This window comes from Nocardia sp. NPDC058058, assembly GCF_042885355.1.
Taxonomy (GTDB): domain Bacteria; phylum Actinomycetota; class Actinomycetes; order Mycobacteriales; family Mycobacteriaceae; genus Nocardia.
Genome location: NZ_JBHVSA010000004.1, coordinates 214668 through 234139 on the forward strand (window position 1 = coordinate 214668; position 19472 = coordinate 234139).

Here is a 19472-nt window from a genome sequence, read left to right on the forward strand (position 1 = left end):
CGCTGTTGTGAGAGAAAGGGTTTGGCCGATGGACATCGCCGCCCAGCGTGATCCGCGCCGCTGGCTCATCCTGATCGTGCTCTGCCTGAGCACCATGGTGCTGGTCATCGACACCATGTCGCTAACCGTGGCGGTCCCGGCCATCGCGCGCGAACTGGACGCGGACGCGGCGCTGATCCACTGGGTGCTGGACGCGTACACACTGGTGTTCGCGGGCCTGCTGCTCACCGCGGGCAGTCTCGGCGATCGCTATGGGCGGCGCAGGGTCATGCTCATCGGCCTGCTGCTCTTCGGGTCGGCCTCCCTGGCGGCCGCGCTGGCGGCGAGTCCGGAACAGCTGATCACGGCCCGGGTCGGCATGGGCATCGGCGCCGCGGTGATCATGCCGGGCACGGTATCCATCCTGACCACCGTCTTCGACGCGGACGAACGCTGTCGCGCCATGGCGGTCTGGGGCGGGGTCTCGATGCTCGGACTCATCGGCGGACCGATCCTGGCCGGGGCGCTCATCACGCAATTCTGGTGGGGCGCGGTATTTCTGATCAACGTGCCGATCGCGGCGATCGCGGCCATCGGGGCGATGGCGTTGCTGCCCGAATCGCGGGGACCGTGGCGGACACCCGATCCCGTCGGCGCGGCACTGTCCGTGCTCACCATGATCACCCTCGTGGCCGCGGTCATCGCCTGGCCGCAGCACGGTTTCGACGGCAACACCGCACTGCTGCTGGTGACGGCCTTCGCCGGTGCCATCTGCTTCATCGGCTGGGAGCGGCACACCGACGCACCCATGCTCGCGCCGCGGCTGTTCCACGAGCGGAACTTCACCGGCGGCGGAATCTCCCTGCTGCTGGTGCAGCTCGGCAATGCCGGACTGCTGCTGGTGCTCACCCAATACCTGCAATTCGTGCGGAACTACTCGCCCGCCGAAGTCGGGCTGACCTTCCTGCCGATGGCCCTGGCCTCACTGCTGTGCAACGGCATCGCGGTCCGGCTGGGCGCCCGGATCGGCGGCGGCACGCTCATCGGCGCCGGAATGCTGGCGATGGCGGCCGGTGCGGCACTGCTGGCCGAACTCCCCGAACACGGACCCGGTTTCACAGTGCTGGCGCTGTGCGTCCTCGGCGCGAGCAGCGGACTGGCCGTACCGGCGGCGGTCGCCATGCTCGCCGGTACGCTGCCGGCCGCGGACGCCACCCTCAATGACAGCGTGCAACAGGCGGGCGCGGCGCTCGGCGTGGCCCTGCTGGGCAGCCTGCTCGCCGATCGATTCAGCGCGCGCATGCCCGACAGCGCCCCGGACGCGGCGCGGCGCTCCCTCGTGGGCGCGCTGTCCGAAGCCGCGCGCACCCAGGACACCGGACTGACCGCTCTCGCGCATCGCGCCTACGGTGCGGCCGTGCACAGCACCTTCCTGACCGCCGCCGCCGGTATCGCGGTCGCCGCCATCATCGTGCTCACCGCGCTGCGCGAACGGAAACCACAGGGCCAGTGCGATTTCGAGAATGCCACCGTGCCGCGGGCGGCCCACCTCGCGGGCTGAACCGCGGCACAACCCGCCGAGAGGGGCGAGACCATGAGCATCAATCACCACGTCGTGGTGCTGGGCGCCGGATACGCGGGCATGATGAGCGCACTGCGGCTGTCCCGCCGGATGCGGCATCGCGGCGATGTGCACATCACGCTGGTCAACCCGTCCCCGCGCTTCACCGAACGCCTGCGCCTGCATCAGCTCGCCGCCGGGCACACCCTGCACGATCTGCGGATCGAGCAGCTCGTCGACGGCACCGGCATCGAATTCATCTGCGGCGCCGCGACGGTCATCGATACCGAGATCCGCAAGGTACGCGTGGAAACCCTCGGCCGGGTGCGGGTACTCGACTACGACACCCTGGTCTACGCCCTCGGCGGCGTCACCGAGGTGAACGCGGTACCCGGCGCGGATCAGCACACCTATCCGCTCGACTCGGTGCGACAGGCCGCGACGGTGGCGCGGCGGCTCACGGACCTCGCCCCCGGATCGGCGGTCACCGTCTGCGGCGGCGGGCTCACCGGCGTCGAGACCGCCGCCGAGATCGCGGAAACTCATCCCGGACTGCGGGTTTCACTGATCAGTCGCGGCGAGCCCGCCGCCATGCTGAGTTCCGCGGCCCGCGCGCACGTGTACGACCGCTTCGATCAGCTCGGCGTGCGGGTGCATCGCGGTGTGGTGACCAAGGTGCTGCCCGACGCCGTCGAACTGAGCCGCGCGGACCTCGGCGTCGAACCGGACGCGGGCGAGTGGGAAGCGACCGACCTGCTGTCCTCGGACCTCACGCTCTGGACCACGGGGCTGCGGGGGCAGCCGCTCGCCGCCGAATCCGGAATCGGCACGGACGCGGCGGGACTCGTGGTCACCGATCCGAGTCTGCGGGCGCGGACCCATCCGGATATCTATGCCGCGGGCGATGCCGCCGCCATCCGGCAGGCCTGGGGGCAGGTACACGGTACCGCGCAGAGCGCACTGCCTTCCGGTGCGCACGTGGCGGATTCGATCGCCCGGCAGCTGAACGGCAAGGAGCCCAAGCCGTTTCGGTTCGGCTACCGGCATCGGGCGGTCAGCCTCGGTCGCGGCGACGGAGTCGTCGGATTCGTGCGCGCCGACGGCACGCCCCGTCGCCGGGTGCGCACCGGCGATTCGGGGGTGCGCTACAAGGAGCTCGCCAGCGCCCGGCCACCCCGGGTATTCGCGCACACCACGGGGCTTTTCGGCCTGCTGCGGCCGATCGGGTCGACCAGGGGCGGCCGGGCCACCCGCAAGCCCGCCACGAGCCGGTAGTGCGGTCGCGCGCCGATCAGTCCAGGGGCAGCCGGGCCAACTCCACGCGGCTGGTGACGCCGAGCTTGCGGAACGTCCGGGAGAGATGGTGACCGACGGTCTTGGGCGACAGGAACAGTCCCGCGCCGATCTCCTTATTGGTCGCACCGGTCGCCGCCAACCGCGCCACCTGCAACTCCTGCGGGGTCAGATCGGCGACCGGTCCGCGCGAACCCTCCGGAATCGAGCTCGCGCCCGCGGCCCGCAATTCCTGCCGGGCTCGCCGTGCCCACGGCTGTGCGCCCAGGCGCTCGAAAATATCCAGCGCCTCACGGAGTTCGGCGCGCGCCTGGTCATTGCGCCGTTCGCGCCGGAGCCATTCACCGTAGAGCAGGCCGGAGCGAGCCCGATCGAAGAACCTGGTGCCGGTCCCGTGCAGATCCATTGCGCGGGCGAAGGAGTCGGCATCATCGTGCAGCAGTCCGAGACTGCGCCGCAGCAGCGCCTGCGCCCAGGGAGCCTCCAGGGCCGCGGACCACAGCCGCAGTTCGTCGAGCGAATCCGTCACTCGCTCCGGCTGATTGAGGCGCACCGCGCATTCGATGCGGTCCGCTCGCACCGCCAGCCACTGGGCGGGCTGGCTGGTCGGCACCTCGAGCACCTGCTCCAGCCGATCCAGCGCCTCGGCCCAGCGGCCCGCACCCATATCCGAAAGCGCCAGCGCCCAATTGAATTGGGCCCGATGCGTGGACGCCAGATCGGTCCGCGCGAAGGCCGACTCGGCCAGCTCCCGGCACTGCTGTTCGGCACCGGACACCGCCGCGAGCATGGCCAGATTCATATCGGCCTGCACGATTCGAATGGGCTGATCGGTGTTCTCGGCGATGCGCCTGCCCTCGGCCGAGAGCAATTCCGAATCCCGGAACCGGCCCGCCAGGAATTCCACCTGGGCCAGCATCAACTCCACCGCGGCCAGCCAGCCCAATCTGCCCTGGGCTCGGCAGAATTCGCTCAACTCCACCAGAATCCCGCGCGCGACCTCGACATCGCCGATCACGATCGCCTGGGTCGCCAGCACGAAACGCACCGCCGGCTCATGATGCCGAACCTGCTCCGGCCGCAGGCTGTTACCGCGCAACAGGGCGATACCGGCCGACGGATCGGGCTCCAGCAATGCCAGCGTGCCGTCGTACGCGCCGAGGAAATTATCCCGATCCGGGCTGGACGGCAGCCCCGCCAGCATTGCCCGGGACACCCGCATACCGGCGATATCGCCGTTCGTCCAGGCCACCCGGCCCGCGTCCAGCAGCATGGCCGCGGCCCGGAGCGGTTCGGCCACAGCGGTTTCGGCCGCACCCCGCTGCAACAGCCGCAGCGCGGTGGCGGGGGAGCCGTGCTCGAATTCGATATGCGAGAGCACCGAGGCCAGCCGGGCGCGATGCACCGGATCGGCGGTCAACTCCCCGGCCTGATCCGCCAGCCGCCGCGCCCGCGCGAATTGCCCGGCGTCGGCGGCGGTTTCGACCGCGCGCACCAGTCTGCGGGCGCGCTCCGCCGGATCGGGGGTGAGCCGCGCCGCCCGCTCCCAGGCGGTCGCCGCCGCACCGTGGCCGGTCCGCACACAGGCCCGTTCGGCGGCGGCCTCCAATACGGCCGCCACCGCCTCCACCGGTCCGGTGGTCGCGGCCGCCAGATGCCAGGCATGTCGATCCGGATCCGCCGCCAGCTCCAGAGCCAGCGCCGAATGCACGGCCACCCGTTCATGCTCGGCCGCCGACCGATAGGCCGCGGCCCGCAACAGCGGATGCCGGAAGACCACCGACTGACCGGTCACCGTGAGCATGGTGCTGCGTTCCGCCTCGGCCAGCGGCTCCGCGCCCAGGCGCAGCGCGGTCAGCACCCGCAGCACCACGCCGAGCTCGCCCCCGGCATCGGCGGCCGCCACCAGCAGCGCCAATCGCGCCCGCGCCGACAGATGCGCGATATGACTCTGATACCCGGACAGCAGTCGCTCCGACAGCGCGGGCGGACCCACCGGCACCGAATCCAGGTTCATACCGGGCAATTCCAGCAGGGCCAGCGGATTTCCGGCCGACTCCGCCACCACGCGATCCCGAATCTCCATGGGCAACTGCGGCATTCGATCCGCCAGCAGCGCCCGGGCCGCCTCGGTGTCCAGCGGCGTGAGCGTCAACAGCGGCAGCGCCGGCGCCGAGAAATCCGGGCGGCCGGCGAAAAGTATTGCCACGCCCTCATTTCCGAGCCGTCGCGCCGTGAACATCAGGGCGTCGATGGACGGCTGATCCACCCATTGCGCGTCATCGACCAGCACCAGCACCGGTCCCAGCGCGGACAACTCCGCCAGCAGCGACAGCGTGGCCAGGCCCACCAGGAACCGCTCCGGATGCGCCGCGTCCTCCAGCCCCAGCGCACCGCCCAGCGCCAGCCGCTGCGGCTCCGGCAGCAGATCGCGCAGGTGCAGCGCGGGCTCCAGCAACTGCCGCAGCCCCGAGAACGCCAATTCCGCCTCGGTTTCCATACCGGTGCAGCGCAATATCCGCCACTGCGAGTCGACCAGCTCCCGCGCCCGCGCCAGCAGCGCCGACTTTCCCTCCCCGGGACCGGCGATCAACGCCAGCACCCCGCTCCGCCCCCGCCCGGCCTCCGAAAGCACCGCCCCGATCCGCTGTTCTTCCCCCATCCGGCCGTACAGCACCCTGAAAACCTATCCGCTCGGCCGATCACCATTCGCCACCAGGCACCGGGCGGCCGCCGCGACTGCACGCCGCGGTCGTTCGCACCGAATTCTCGTGGCGCACTCCATCCATCCCGATGTGGTCGTGGCTTCGATCACGGGGCCTCCCTGTTATCGAGGTCGTCGCGGTATCCCGTTAACACCGTTCGCGATTCGGTGCGAACAGCGAGCGCGGCGTGGTCACCGGACCCGCCCGGCGCCTCGTCCGGTCGGGGTATCGCAATGTAAGCGCGGCCGCGACCGCGGTGTTCTGGAGAGTGTCCGGCCTCTCATCTCGGCCGCGGAGGAGGGCTCGACGCGGCCGTGTGATGTGCGCCGCCGGCGCCCCGGCGCGGGGCCGCCCCGGGCGAGTCGGAGCCGACTCGCGGCCGGAGCGTGAAAGCCGTTGTGCAGACCACCATCCAGCACGCAGCACCGGGTCAGCCGGGTATTCGACCGGGTCACACCCACCGGGAACCGGGCCGCCGAGGGACGATTTCCGGACGGAACGGGTTTGCCGAATCGGCACGCGATGCATAGGTTGTCGCATGTGCTGTACGGTCGCTTCCCCGAAGTGCAGCAGATCGGAACGCTGCTCGCCGCCGCGCGAAAGGGCCGCAGCGGCGCGCTGGCCCTGTCCGCCGAGGCGGGCGAAGGCAAATCCGCCCTGCTGCAGTACGCCGCCGCGCAGGCCGCCGAGTGGCGCATCCTGCGCTGCTCCGGCATCGAGAGCGAATCCGAACTGCCCTTCGCCGGATTGCACCTGCTGCTCGGCTCCGCCCTCGATCGCCTCGACACCCTGCCCGAACCACAGCGCAAGGCGCTCGGCGGCGCACTCGGACTCGGCCCCTCCGACGGCGCCGACCGCTTCCTGATCGGCGTCGCCACGCTGACCCTGCTCGCCGAACTCTCCGCCGACGGACCCGTGCTCTGCCTCATCGACGACGCGCACTGGCTGGACCGGCCCTCCGCCGACGTACTGCGCTTCGCCGCCCGGCGACTCGGCGCCGAAGGCATCGTCATGCTGTTCGCCGGGCGTAAGGAATTCGAGCTCAGCGGGTTGCCCGCGCTCCGGCTCGGACCGCTCGACGCCGCCTCCGCCGCCGCCATGCTCGCCGAATGCAGTCCCGGACTCAGCCCCGACCAGCGCGATCGCGTGCTGGCCGAGGCCGCCGGAAACCCGCTCGCCCTGCTCGAATTCCCGCGGATGAACCGCGACGCCTCACCCGCCGCACCGCTGCCGCTGCCGCTGCGACTGCGTAGCGGATACGAACGCCAGATCGCCGAATGGACCATCGGCGCGCGCACCGCACTGCTCGTGGTCGCCGCCGAGGAAACCGGTGACCTCGGCGTCGTACTGCGCGCGCTGCACCTGCTCGGCCACACCCCCGCCGCATTGGACGAGGCCGAACACTCCGGCATGGTCGTCGTCGCCGAACACACGGTGAGCTTCCGGCATCCGCTCAAACGCTCGGCCGCCTATCACGGCGCGTCCTTCACCCAGCGGCTCGCGGTGCACGCCGCCATCGCCGAAGCACTCGCCGACGACCCGAGTCGCAGTGCCTGGCATCTCGCCGCCGCCAGCACCGGACCCGATGAAACCGTCGCCGCGGCACTGGAATCCGCCGCCGAACGCGCCCGCGAACGCACCGGCCACGCCTCGGCCGCGGTCGCGCTGGAACGCGCGGCCACCCTCACCCCGGACCCGGCCGCTCGCGCCCGCCGCCTGGTGCTGGCCGTGGAAACCGCCGCCGACGCCGGGCATACCGAGCGGGCCCGGCAGCTCGCCGACGCCGCCGACCAACTGCCGCTCGACGCCGTGGAACGCGCCCGCGTCGGAAGTACCAGGGCGCTACTGGAATTCGAGCACGGCTCACTGCATCGGGCGCATCAGCTCATGATCGCCGCCGCCGTCGAAGTCGCCGAACTGGAACCGGAACGGGCCGCCTGGCTACTGGTCGAGGCGGGCCGAATCGCCTGGACCGCAGGCGATATCGACGGCGTGTACGCCGGACACAAGCGCTTGACCGCGCTGCCAGAGGAAGTGAGCGCGCCGCTGCAGGCCGCCCTGCGCGGCGGCCTGGCCATCCTCGAAGGCGAACTGGCGGAGGGCATCTCCCTGATCCGCGCCAATGTCGCCTTCAGTCGCAGCGTGCCACTCGAAATGACCTCGCTGCGACTGGCTTTCGCGTTGCAGGCCGCGCTCATCGGCGATATGCAGGTCGCGCGTGAACAATTGACCGAACTCGCCGACCTCGCTCGCGCCCGCGGTATGATCGGCTGGTTCCCGGCCATCGGCACCACCCTGGCCACCTCCGAACTCATTCTCGGCCGGTTGCGCGAAGCCGAACTCATGGCCACCGCCACCGCCCGCATCGCCGCCGATATCGGTCAGCCCTCCCGCGTCGCGGGCGCCGAATCGGTGCTCGCCATGATCGCCGCCATCCAGGGCGACGCCGAACGCTGCCGTGAACTCGCGGACCGCAATCTGCGCAATGCGCCCGGTGACCACAATGCCGTCGACGCCACGCATTGCGAATGGGCGCTCGCCCTGCTGGATTTGGGCCAGGGCCGCTACGAACAGGCGCTCGGGCGACTCGATGCCCTGCACCGCGCGCCCGCCCAGGCCCGCGGCCACTGGACCGACCTGCTGCGGGATCTGATCGAGGCGGCCGTGCGACTGCGCCGACCCGAACGCGGTACGGCCGCCATGGCCGAAATCGAAGCCTGGGCGGTGGCCTTGGACACCCCGTGGGCGTCCGGAATCATGCTCGGCTGCCAGGGCATGCTGCGCGGTGACGGCGAACTACTCGCACAGGCACTGGAATTGCATCTGGCCGCCGACCGGCGCTACGACCACGCCCGCACCGCCCTGGTCTACGGCGAATGGCTGCGCCGCGAGCGCCGTATGAACGAGGCCCGCATCCACCTGCGGCAGGCGCTGGAGACCTTCGATCGGCTCGGCGCGGCGCCGTGGGCGGAACACGCGCGCATCGAATTGCGCGCCGCCGGAGAGGGTTCGGTGCCCGAACCGGAGAACGATATGGCCGCCCGGCTCACCCCGCAGGAACTCCAGGTGGTCCGGCTCGCAGCGGGCGGCGCCACCAACAAGGAGATCGCCGCCCAACTGTTCCTCAGCCCCAAAACCGTTGGCCACCACCTCTACCGGGCCTTCCCCAAACTCGGCGTCAGCAACCGGGTCGAGTTGGCCCGACTGCCGATCGGCTAGGCGCGGCGCTCCCGGTACCAGCGGATCAGCGCGTCCGTGGACGAATCCGACTGCGGTGCGGGATCTTCGGCGGAGGTGAGCAGCGGCTCCAAGGCGAGGGCCTGCTGCTTGCCGAGTTCGACGCCCCACTGATCGAAGCTGTCGATACCCCAGATCGCGCCCTCCACGAACACCTGGTGCTCGTACAGCGCGATGAGCTGACCCAGCACCGACGGCGTCAGCTGCGGCGCGAGAATCGCCGTGGACGGGCGGTTGCCTGGCATCACCTTGTGCGGCACCAGATTCGGATCGGTGCCCTCGGCGGTGATCTCCTCGGCGGTCTTGCCGAAGGCCAGCACCTTGGTCTGCGCGAACAGATTGCTCATCAGGATGTCGTGCATGCTGCCGGTGCCGTCCAGCGTCGGCAAATCGTCGGTGGGACGGGCGAATCCGATGAAGTCCGCCGGTACCAGCCGCGTACCCTGGTGCAGCAGTTGATAGAACGCGTGCTGACCGTTGGTTCCCGGTTCGCCCCAGAAGATCTCACCGGTCGAGGTGGTCACCGGTGTGCCGTCCGAGCGCACCGATTTGCCGTTCGACTCCATGGTCAACTGCTGCAGATACGCCGGAAAACGCGCCAGATCATTCGAATACGGCAGCACCGCACGCGATTGCGCGCCGAAGAAGTTCGAGTACCAGACCCCGAGCAGGCCCAGCAGCACCGGCGCGTTCTCGCTCAGCGGCGCGGTGCGGAAATGCTCGTCCACCCGGTGCATGCCATCGAGGAATTCGGCGAACCCCTCCTTGCCGATGACCGTCATCACCGACAGGCCGATGGCCGAATCCACCGAATAGCGGCCGCCCACCCAATCCCAGAAGCCGAACATATTCGCGGTGTCGATACCGAAATCGGCGACCCGTTGCGCATGGGTGGAGACCGCGACGAAATGCTTGGCCACCGCGTCCTCACCGAGCGCCGCCACCAGCCAGCGCCGTGCCGCGGTGGCATTGGTGAGCGTCTCCAGTGTGGAGAAGGTCTTGGACGCCACGATGAACAGCGTCGTCGCCGGATCGAGCCCGTCCAGCTTCGAAATCAGGTCCGCCGGATCGACATTCGAGACGAACCGCGCCGAAATGCCCGCGTCGGCGTAATGCCGCAGCGCCAGGTACACCATGGCCGGACCCAGATCCGAACCGCCGATACCGATATTCACCACGGCGGTGATGCGTTCCCCGGTCGCGCCGCGCCACTCGCCCGAGCGCACCGCATCGGTGAAATCGCCCATGCGGCGCAGCACTTCGTGCACCTGCTCGCCCGCGTCGACACCGTCGACCATGACGACCTGTCCGGCCGGAACCCGCAGCGCCACATGCTCTACCGCGCGATCCTCCGAGGTATTGATGTGCTCGCCCGCGAACATCGCGTCCCGATGCGCCGCGACCCCGGCGGTTTCCGCCAATTCGACCAGCAGATCCAAGGTTTCGCGGGTCACGCGATGCTTGGAGTAGTCGATGTGCAAATCCGCGACACCCACGGTCAACTCACGACCGCGGGCCGGATCGTCCGCGAAGAACTCGCGCAGATGGCGTCCGGCCAGGGACGCATGATGGTCGTGCAGTTTCCGCCAGGCCGCCGATGCGGTGATGTCGCTGCTCACGCTCGCCGAGGTTACAACCACCCTTCGCTACGCGCAGGTAACACCGGCAACAAGTGGCCAATCCCGGCAGCGAGAACGAGCCGGACAGGGCCGCGAACCCGCCGAAGCGCAGCGTAGGCAAAATTGCAGAGCCTAGGGTGGATCGCATGGCTTCGGAACGCGAACTACTGGAATCCGTACCTACGAAGTTGTGGATCGGCGGACCCGTCGATGCCACCGGGGGAGGCACCTTTCCGGTGCGTAATCCGGCGACAGGGGAGACCCTGGTCGAAGTCGCCGATGCCACTCCCGAAGACGCGATGCGCGCGCTGGACGCGGCCGCCGCGGTACAGGCCGACTGGGCCGCCACCCCGGCCCGCCAGCGCGGTGAGATCCTGCGCGCGGTATTCGAGGCGATCACCGCCCGGGCCGAGGAATTCGCCCTGCTGATGACCCTGGAAATGGGCAAGGCGCTGCCCGAGAGCCGCAATGAGGTTCGCTACGGCGCGGAGTTCTTCCGGTGGTTCAGCGAGGAAGCGGTCCGCGTGCACGGGCGGTATCAGCCCGCGCCCGGCGGCACCGGCCGCATTCTCGTGCACAAACAGCCGGTCGGGCCGTGCCTGGCCATCACGCCGTGGAATTTCCCGCTCGCCATGGGCACCCGCAAGATCGGCCCGGCGCTGGCCGCCGGTTGCACCATGATCGTCAAGCCCGCGAGCGAGACCCCGCTGACCATGCTGCTGCTGGCCCAGCTGTGCCGCGACGCCGGGCTGCCGGACGGGGTGCTGTCGGTGATCACCACCAGTCATTCCGGTGCCGTCACGGCCCCGCTGCTGAACGATCCGCGACTGCGCAAGCTCACCTTCACCGGATCGACCCCGGTCGGTAAGAAGCTCGTCGAGGCGTCCGCGCACGGTCTGCTGCGCACCTCCATGGAACTCGGCGGCAACGCGCCCTTCGTGGTGTTCGACGATGCCGATATCGATGCCGCGGTACAGGGCGCGCTGCTCGCGAAACTGCGCAATGGCGGTGAGGCGTGCACGGCCGCCAATCGCTTCCACGTACAGAACTCGGTGCGTGCGGAATTCACCCGGAAACTGGTGTCCGCCATGGCCGATTACAAGCTCGGCCCGGGCACCGATCCCGAGACCACGCTCGGCCCGCTCATCAACGAGGACCAGCTGAACACCGTCACCGACCTGGTCGAGGACGCCGTATCCGCCGGTGCCCGAATCGAATTGGGCGGTAAGGCACCCGGTGGCCCGGGCTGGTTCTACCCGGCCACCGTGCTCACCGATCTGCCGTCGCAGTCCCGCATCCTGCGCGAGGAGGTCTTCGGCCCGGTTGCCCCGATTGTCGGATTCGAGACCGAGGAGGAGGGCCTGGCCGCCGCCAACAACACCGAATTCGGCCTGGTCGCATACGTTTACACGCAGAATCTGGACCGCGCGCTGCGCATCGCCGAAGGTCTGGAGACCGGCATGGTCGGCGTCAACCGCGGCGTCATCTCCGATCCGGCCGCACCCTTCGGCGGCGTCAAGGAATCCGGCTTCGGCCGCGAGGGCGGTTTCGAGGGCATCGAGGAATACCTCGACACCAAGTACATCGCCCTGCCCTGAACAGCGCTGCACCGCATCCGGAAATGAAGAACCGCCCCGGGGTAAGACACCCGGGGCGGCCTCTGGAAAGCGCTACTCGCTCGCACGAGTGTCGCGTGGTCTGTGCGGTGGCCTCTCGGCACACCGCACGTTGTATCGGCGGGAACGGTCTCCCGCGTTATCAACTTTCCTCAAAGAGGTGGATGACCGGCGAACACTCGGTGCCGATGAATCGATCTGCGGTACTGCTCGTGCCCGATTAGTCCTTTTATCAGTGGCCGAGGCGGCCACGGCCCAGGCGCAGCAGCAGCATGGCGAGGGTGTGACCCTCCTGGCCCAGCTCGCTGAAACGCTCCAGCACCTTCATCTCGCGCGAATGCACGAGCTTGGTGCCGCCATTGGCCATTCGGGTGCGGCCGATAATGCGCGATACTTCGGTCCGGCGCTTGATTGCCGCCAGAATCTCGGCGTCGAGCTTGTCGATTTCCTTGCGCAGCTTGTCGATCTCCGCCTCCGAGGGCAGCGGAGCCGCCTCGGCGGGCATGGCGGAGTCCGCTCCGGTAGCAGGCTCGGATTGCCCCGTCGTCGAGATGCTCATACTTTCAACTCCTCGTGGTCCCAGAACGTCGATCGGCAGGCGGTCCCGACCCGTTACCGATCGGTTCTTCACCAAGAATCAGACCTCTTGCGCCCTACATTGTCCCCCGTACGGAGCGCTCAGGTGTATTCAGTAGCCAAAGCGCCGGTCATGGGGCCAAGTGTGCCATGCGGGGTAGGCAAACCAAAACGTCTTCGTTTGTGAATCTGCTGAGTTTTTCGTGTCGCGGCGTTCACTCCCGGTTCGCGAGACCGGCACTTATCGGACACCTTCTGCCGCCGGGCTGCACACCTGTCGGTGGCCGCCGGTAGCGTGGATGGGCGATGAAGACGACGGTGGCGCAGGATGAGCAGAAGGCCGGGCAGACACTGCTCGAGGGGTTGAATCCGCAACAGCGCGCGGCGGTGGTGCACACCGGGACTCCGCTGCTGATCGTGGCGGGCGCGGGGTCGGGAAAGACCGCCGTGCTCACCCGGCGCATCGCCTATCTATTGGACGCGCGCGGGGTACGCCCCGGCGAGATCCTGGCCATCACCTTCACCAATAAGGCCGCCGCCGAAATGCGCGAGCGGGTGGCCGGACTGGTCGGGCCGCGCGCTGCGGGCATGTGGGTCTCCACCTTCCACTCCAGCTGTGTTCGCATTCTTCGCACCCAGGCCAATCTGGTGGCCGGGCTCAACTCCAACTTCTCCATCTACGACGCCGACGACTCGCGCCGCCTGCTCGCCATGGTGAGCCGCGATTTCGACATCGACGCCAAGAAGTACACACCGCGCCTGCTCGCCACCGCCATCTCGAACCTGAAGAACGAACTCATCGATCCGGCGCAGGCCGCGTCCGACGCCGAGACCGAAGAGGCCGAACTGCCGCGCCTGGTGGCCAAGGTCTACGACGAATACCAGCGGCGGCTGCGCGCGGCCAACGCCATGGACTTCGACGACCTCATCGGCGAGACAGTCAGCATGCTGCAACGCCATCCGCAGGTGGCCGAGTACTACCGGCGGCGCTTCCGGCACGTGCTGGTCGACGAATACCAGGACACCAACCACGCGCAGTACACGCTGGTCCGCGAACTGGTCGGGCACCACCGGAGCGCATGGGGTGACGACGACACCCTGGAACCGGCCTCCGATGACCGGGTACCGCCCAGCGAACTCTGCGTCGTCGGTGACGCGGACCAGTCCATCTACGCCTTCCGCGGCGCCACCATCCGCAATATCGAGGAGTTCGAGCGCGACTTCCCGGACGCGGAAACCATTCTGCTGGAACAGAATTACCGTTCCACCCAGCATATTCTGGCCGCCGCCAACGCCGTCATCGCGCGCAATGAGAATCGGCGCGAGAAGAAGCTGTGGACCGATTCCGGTGACGGCGAACTGATCGTCGGCTACGTCGCGGACAACGAACACGACGAGGCCTCCTTCGTGGCGAAGGAGATCGACAAACTGGTCGATCAGGGCGATGCCAACTACAACGACGTCGCGGTCTTCTACCGCACCAACAACAATTCGCGCGCCCTCGAAGAGATCTTCATTCGAATGGGCTTGCCGTACAAGGTCGTCGGCGGCGTGCGCTTCTACGAGCGCAAGGAGGTCCGCGATATCGTCGCGTACCTGCGCGTGCTGGAGAACCCGGACGACGCGGTGAGCCTGCGCCGGATTCTCAACACCCCGCGCCGCGGCATCGGCGATCGCGCCGAGGCCTGCGTGGCCGTACACGCCGAACAGCGCAATGTCGGCTTCGCACAGGCGCTTCGGGATGCCGCCGAGGGCAAGGTGGCGCTGCTGAACACCCGCGCGGTGCGCGCCATCGCCGGATTCGTGGAACTGCTCGGTGAGATCCGCGCGGCGGGCGTACAGGAGGATCAGGACTTCCCCGATGTCGGCAATGTGGTCGAGGCCGTCCTCGATCGCACCGGGTACCGCCGTGAACTCGAGGCGTCGGACGATCCGCAGGACGGCGCGCGGCTGGACAACCTCAACGAATTGGTCAGCGTCGCGCGCGAATTCAGCTCCGAGGCGCGCAACAATGTCGAGGCCGCGCGCGCCGAGGGTCTACTGCCCGAACAGGCCGAAGGCGAACCCGAACCCGGTTCGCTCGCCGCGTTCCTGGAACGGGTCTCGCTCGTCGCGGACAGCGATCAGATTCCCGATGAGGGCACCGGCGTGGTCACCATGATGACCCTGCACACCGCCAAGGGACTGGAATTCCCCGTCGTCTTCGTCACCGGCTGGGAGGACGGGCAGTTCCCGCATATGCGCGCCCTCGGCGATCCCACCGAACTGGCCGAGGAACGCCGCCTCGCCTACGTCGGCATCACCCGTGCCCGCCAGCGCCTCTATCTCACCCGCGCGGTGGTGCGCTCGGGCTGGGGTCAGCCCGTCTCCAACCCCGAATCCCGGTTCCTCCAGGAAATCCCGGGCCACCTGATGGACTGGCGTCGCCTCGAACCCACCGTCTCGCAAACCGGCCGGAGCATGCGCCGCCGCGGCGAAGACGATGGCTTCGAACGCGATTGGACCCGCGGCGACGGCTGGTCCGAAACCCGCCCCGGCCTGCGCGGCGGTGGCGATCGCCGCCCCTCCCCGTCCGCCTCCTCCGGCAGCGGCGCGGGCAAGCGCAACAACACCGGCCTGGTTCTGGCCGTCGGCGACCGCGTCAGCGATGACAAATACGGTCTCGGTCGCGTGGTCGCCGCCGAAGGCTTCGGCACCCTCGCCACGGTCACCATCGACTTCGGCACCGCGGGCAAGATCCGCCTCATCCCGTCCTACAGCCGCACCCTCGTCAAACTCTGACCTGAAAAGCGAAGTGCCCACCCGATGTCGATCGGGTGGGCACTTCGAAGGTATTCGCGTGGGGCTCAGTCGCGCTGGATGCCGAGCGAGATGCCGCGGGAGGCGAGCCAGGGCAGCGGGTCGATCTTGTCGACGCCGTTGAGCCAGACCTCGAAGTGGCAGTGCGGGCCGGTGGAGAAGCCGCGATTGCCGACGGTGGCGATCTGATCGCCCGCGAGGACGCGCTGGCCCGCGGAGACCGTCGCGGTGTCGATGTGGCCGTAGATGGTGACCGTGCCGTCATCGTGCAGCAGACGGACCCACATACCGAAACCCGAAGCGGGACCGGCCTCGAGCACCGTTGCGTCGGCTACGGCGTAAATGGGGGTGCCGATGGGGGCAGCCACGTCCACGCCGAGATGCTGGACACCCCAGCGGATGCCGAAACCCGAGGTGAAGTTTCCGGCGGCGAACTTGGTGAAGAGCGGGCGCAGTTTGGCGGCCTCGGCGGCGGCCAGATCCGACGCGTACTTCTGGCCCTTCTGCAGGATGTCGTTGAACTGGGTCAGGTCAACGGGTGCACCGGAATTGAGCACCTGCGGGGAACCGGAGGTGTCGCCGATGGTCTCGTTGGCGGAAACCTCGCGCACCTGGGCGGCGGCCTGGTACTCGACACTGTCGGTGTGCGTACTGGTTTCCATACCGGTCTGCCCGGCGGCGACCACGGCGCCCGCGGCCACGGCCACCACGGCGGCGCGGCCCTTGAGCGAGTTCGGCGGGGTCGGAATGCGGTGCGTGCCACCGGCGCGGCGGCGACCGCCGGCACGTGTGGGACGGTCCGAGTCCGAATCCGCGTCGTCCGCATGTTGATTCACGCGCGCGCCGTCGCCGGAGAACTGGAGACTCGCGCCGGAGGCGGTGCGGAAGCTGTAGACCGGGCGGTACTCGCCCGAGGGTTCGGGGTCGGCGGGCGCGTCCCAATCGGCGCGCGTCTGCCCGGCCCATTCGTCGGGGGTCGGCGTGGCCCAACCGTCGGCACTGGCGGGAGCGGCCTGCGTCGCGGGGGAGTTCCACGCGGACTGGTCATTCCAGTTCGCGGTCTGCTCCCACTGCGGCTGCGCTTCCCAATTGGGTTCGGGCTGCCACTGCGCGCCCGCGGCCGGCCAGCTGTCGGCGGGGGAGTTCTGCCAGTTCTCGGCGGGCGCCTCCCACTGCTGTGTGGGAGCGGCCACCCAGTTCTGGGTGGCGGGGGCGGGTGCGTCCCAGTTCTGCGAACCGGACCAATCGCCGTGTGCCACCTGCGAACGCGCCGAGGGGTTGTCGAAGTGAGTTGCGCCGCCACCGTTTCCGGCCTCATCGCGATAGCGATGGCCGTGTTTGGCGCGACTGCGAGCTGGGAACGGACCGTCGCTCATCGGAGCTGGTCCAGATAGTGCCGCGGTGCTGACGGAGTGCCTGCGGAGCGGAGCTCTACCTGCGGAGCGCTGTGCTGCGTCAAGCCTGCCGTCCTCCTGTCGTGACCGGGTTGTGACATCGACCGCATCGACGGTAACGAAACGATTGCGGGTCAGCAAGCGATGGGAGTGGTTCGACGCGCACGTGTGACATTCATCACGTTGCGAGCCAACATTCCCTCACTGTGCTTTGGGTAATCAAGTGAGCATTGTCAACGACGACACGTAGTACTCCGTGTCACTATTCGGGATTCGTGTGTCCCACCTGGCGCGCCGTCAACAAGCTACTGATGAGTAGCATTGACCATGCGTTTTGCGAGCGTAGAGACAGTACCGTGACCTGCGCCACTTAGGCTGTATGCGGCTGATTTCGGCTCCATGTGACTGATTAGAGTCCGACCCGACCCGCCTCCGACGACGGGCCGCCAACACAGACGTTGTCACAACAACGCAGACGAGACGGTGAGTACATGGATCTCTTCGAATATCAGGCGAAGGAACTCTTCGTGAAGCACGGAGTGCCTTCGTCGGAGGGTCGCGTCACCGACACGGCCGAGGACGCGCGTGCGATCGCCGAAGAAATCGGCAAGCCGGTAATGATCAAGTCGCAGGTCAAGGTCGGTGGCCGCGGCAAGGCCGGTGGCGTGAAGTACGCCGCCACCCCGGACGACGCCTTCACCCACGCCCAGAACATCCTGGGCCTGGACATCAAGGGCCACATCACCAAGAAGGTCTTGGTCGCCGAGGCGAAGGACATCGCCGAGGAGTACTACATCTCCTTCCTGCTGGACCGCTCCAACCGCACCTACCTGGCCATGTGCTCGGTCGAAGGCGGTATGGAGATCGAGGAAGTCGCGGTCAAGTCCCCCGAGCGTCTGGCCAAGATCGCCGTCGACGCCGTCAAGGGTGTCGACCTGGCCTTCGCCCGTTCCATCGCCGAGCAGGGCCACCTGCCCGCCGAGGTGCTCGACGCCGCGGCCGTGACCATCCAGAAGCTGTGGGAGGTGTTCGTCAAGGAGGACGCCACCCTGGTCGAGGTCAACCCGCTGGTTCGCACCCCCAATGACGAAATCCTCGCCCTCGACGGCAAGGTCACCCTGGACGAGAACGCCGAATTCCGGCACCCCGACCACGCGGAGTTCGCGGATATCGACGCGACCGATCCGCTGGAGCTCAAGGCCAAGGAGAACGACCTCAACTACGTCAAGCTGGACGGCGAGGTCGGCATCATCGGCAACGGCGCCGGTCTGGTCATGTCCACCCTGGACGTGGTCGCGTACGCGGGCGAGAACCACAACGGCGTGAAGCCGGCCAACTTCCTCGACATCGGCGGCGGCGCCTCGGCTGCCGTCATGGCCGCGGGCCTCGATGTCATCCTGGGCGATGCCCAGGTCAAGAGTGTGTTCGTGAACGTCTTCGGTGGCATCACCGCCTGCGACGCGGTCGCGAACGGCATTGTCGGCGCGCTGGAGACCCTGGGCGCCGAGGCCAACAAGCCGCTGGTCGTGCGCCTCGACGGCAATAAGGTCGAGGAGGGTCGCAAGATCCTCGCCGACTTCAACCATCCCCTGGTGACTCTCGCTCAGACCATGGACGAAGGCGCCGACAAGGCCGCCGAACTGGCCGCCGCCAAGTAAGGACACGAACCCACATGTCTATCTTCCTGAACAAGGACAACAAGGTCATCGTCCAGGGCATCACCGGCGGCGAGGGCACCAAGCACACCGCGCTGATGCTGAAGGCGGGCACCAACGTGGTCGGCGGTGTGAACGCGCGCAAGGCGGGCACCACCGTGACCCACACCGACAAGGACGGCAACACCGTCGAGCTGCCGGTGTTCGCTTCGGTCGCCGAGGCCATCGAGAAGACCGGGGCCGACACCTCGATCGCGTTCGTGCCCCCGGCCTTCTCCAAGGACGCCATCATCGAGGCCATCGACGCGGAGATCCCGCTGCTCGTGGTCATCACCGAGGGCATCCCGGTGCAGGACACCGCGTACGCGTGGGCCTACAACGTGGAGAAGGGCAACAAGACCCGCATCATCGGCCCGAACTGCCCCGGCATCATCACCCCGGGTGAGTCGCTGGTCGGCATCACCCCGGCCACCATCGCGGGCAAGGGTCCGATCGGCCTGGTCTCCAAGTCGGGCACCCTGACCTACCAGATGATGTTCGAGCTGCGCGACTTCGGTTTCTCCACCGCCATCGGCATCGGCGGCGACCCGATCATCGGCACCACCCACATCGACGCCATCGAGGCGTTCGAGAAGGATCCCGAGACCAAGCTCATCGTCATGATCGGCGAGATCGGCGGCGACGCCGAAGAGCGGGCCGCGGCCTACATCAAGGCCAACGTCACCAAGCCGGTCGTCGGTTACGTCGCGGGCTTCACCGCTCCCGAGGGCAAGACCATGGGCCACGCCGGCGCCATCGTCTCCGACGGTGCGGGCACCGCGCAGGGCAAGAAGGAGGCCCTCGAGGCCGCGGGCGTGAAGGTCGGCAAGACCCCGTCCGAGACCGCCGCCCTGGCGCGCGAAATCCTCGAAAAGGCCAGCATCACCGCCTGATAAGCGAGTTTCGAGGGCCGCCTCCCCAGCCGGGGGAGGCGGCCCTCGCCGTCTCCGAGGGTTGATTTTCGCTGGCCGCGTGGCGAATTCGCCCTATTGCGGAATG

General features: G+C 68.3%; 11 protein-coding genes. 7 read left to right on the forward strand and 4 right to left on the reverse strand.

Going from position 1 to position 19472, the window contains the following annotated elements:
- The first annotated feature begins 28 nt into the window (after positions 1–28).
- Together ACFVUS_RS32015 and ACFVUS_RS32020 are read left to right on the forward strand one after the other, a co-directional pair.
- A complete protein-coding gene (locus ACFVUS_RS32015) occupies positions 29–1540 on the forward strand; it encodes an MFS transporter (protein ID WP_387775102.1) in 1512 nt (503 codons plus the stop codon).
- Between the two features lie 33 nt (positions 1541–1573).
- The gene (locus ACFVUS_RS32020) at positions 1574–2815 is read left to right on the forward strand and encodes an NAD(P)/FAD-dependent oxidoreductase (protein ID WP_387775105.1); all 1242 of its coding nucleotides are present in this window, start codon (positions 1574–1576) and stop codon (positions 2813–2815) included.
- Positions 2816–2831: 16 nt separating this feature from the next.
- Here the strand turns inward: ACFVUS_RS32020 and ACFVUS_RS32025 are convergent, their stop codons facing one another.
- On the reverse strand, positions 2832–5510 hold the full coding sequence (locus ACFVUS_RS32025; protein WP_387775108.1) for a LuxR C-terminal-related transcriptional regulator: 2679 nt from the start codon (positions 5508–5510) through the stop codon (positions 2832–2834).
- A 568-nt stretch (positions 5511–6078) separates the two neighbouring features.
- Between ACFVUS_RS32025 and ACFVUS_RS32030 the strand changes: the two genes are divergently transcribed.
- A complete protein-coding gene (locus ACFVUS_RS32030; protein WP_387775111.1) occupies positions 6079–8757 on the forward strand; it encodes a LuxR C-terminal-related transcriptional regulator in 2679 nt (892 codons plus the stop codon).
- Here the strand turns inward: ACFVUS_RS32030 and pgi are convergent.
- Positions 8754–10394, reverse strand: coding sequence for a glucose-6-phosphate isomerase (gene pgi / locus ACFVUS_RS32035; RefSeq protein WP_387775114.1), 1641 nt, complete (start codon positions 10392–10394; stop codon positions 8754–8756). The two genes, ACFVUS_RS32030 and pgi, sit on opposite strands and share 4 nt — an antisense overlap.
- Positions 10395–10540: 146 nt before the next feature.
- Between pgi and ACFVUS_RS32040 the strand changes: the two genes are divergently transcribed.
- Entirely contained in the window at positions 10541–11992 is a 1452-nt protein-coding gene (locus tag ACFVUS_RS32040; RefSeq protein WP_387775117.1) for an NAD-dependent succinate-semialdehyde dehydrogenase, read from the forward strand.
- A gap of 250 nt (positions 11993–12242) precedes the next feature.
- Here ACFVUS_RS32040 and ACFVUS_RS32045 read toward each other — a convergent pair whose 3' ends face one another.
- Positions 12243–12569 (reverse strand): chorismate mutase, encoded by a 327-nt coding sequence (locus tag ACFVUS_RS32045; RefSeq protein ID WP_364642437.1) that lies wholly within the window; start codon positions 12567–12569, stop codon positions 12243–12245.
- A 323-nt stretch (positions 12570–12892) separates the two neighbouring features.
- On the opposite strand from ACFVUS_RS32045, the gene pcrA reads away from it, so the two are divergent.
- Positions 12893–15367, forward strand: a complete 2475-nt coding sequence (gene pcrA / locus ACFVUS_RS32050; protein ID WP_387775121.1) for a DNA helicase PcrA — start codon at positions 12893–12895, stop codon at positions 15365–15367.
- 65 nt (positions 15368–15432) lie between these two features.
- Here pcrA and ACFVUS_RS32055 read toward each other — a convergent pair whose 3' ends face one another.
- Entirely contained in the window at positions 15433–16761 is a 1329-nt protein-coding gene (locus ACFVUS_RS32055) for a peptidoglycan DD-metalloendopeptidase family protein (protein ID WP_387775124.1), read from the reverse strand.
- A gap of 509 nt (positions 16762–17270) precedes the next feature.
- Between ACFVUS_RS32055 and sucC the strand changes: the two genes are divergently transcribed.
- Positions 17271–18437, forward strand: a complete 1167-nt coding sequence (gene sucC / locus ACFVUS_RS32060) for an ADP-forming succinate--CoA ligase subunit beta (protein WP_387775127.1) — start codon at positions 17271–17273, stop codon at positions 18435–18437.
- Between the two features lie 14 nt (positions 18438–18451).
- Positions 18452–19366 (forward strand): succinate--CoA ligase subunit alpha, encoded by a 915-nt coding sequence (sucD, locus tag ACFVUS_RS32065; protein WP_387775130.1) that lies wholly within the window; start codon positions 18452–18454, stop codon positions 19364–19366.
- Positions 19367–19472 lie beyond the last annotated feature (106 nt).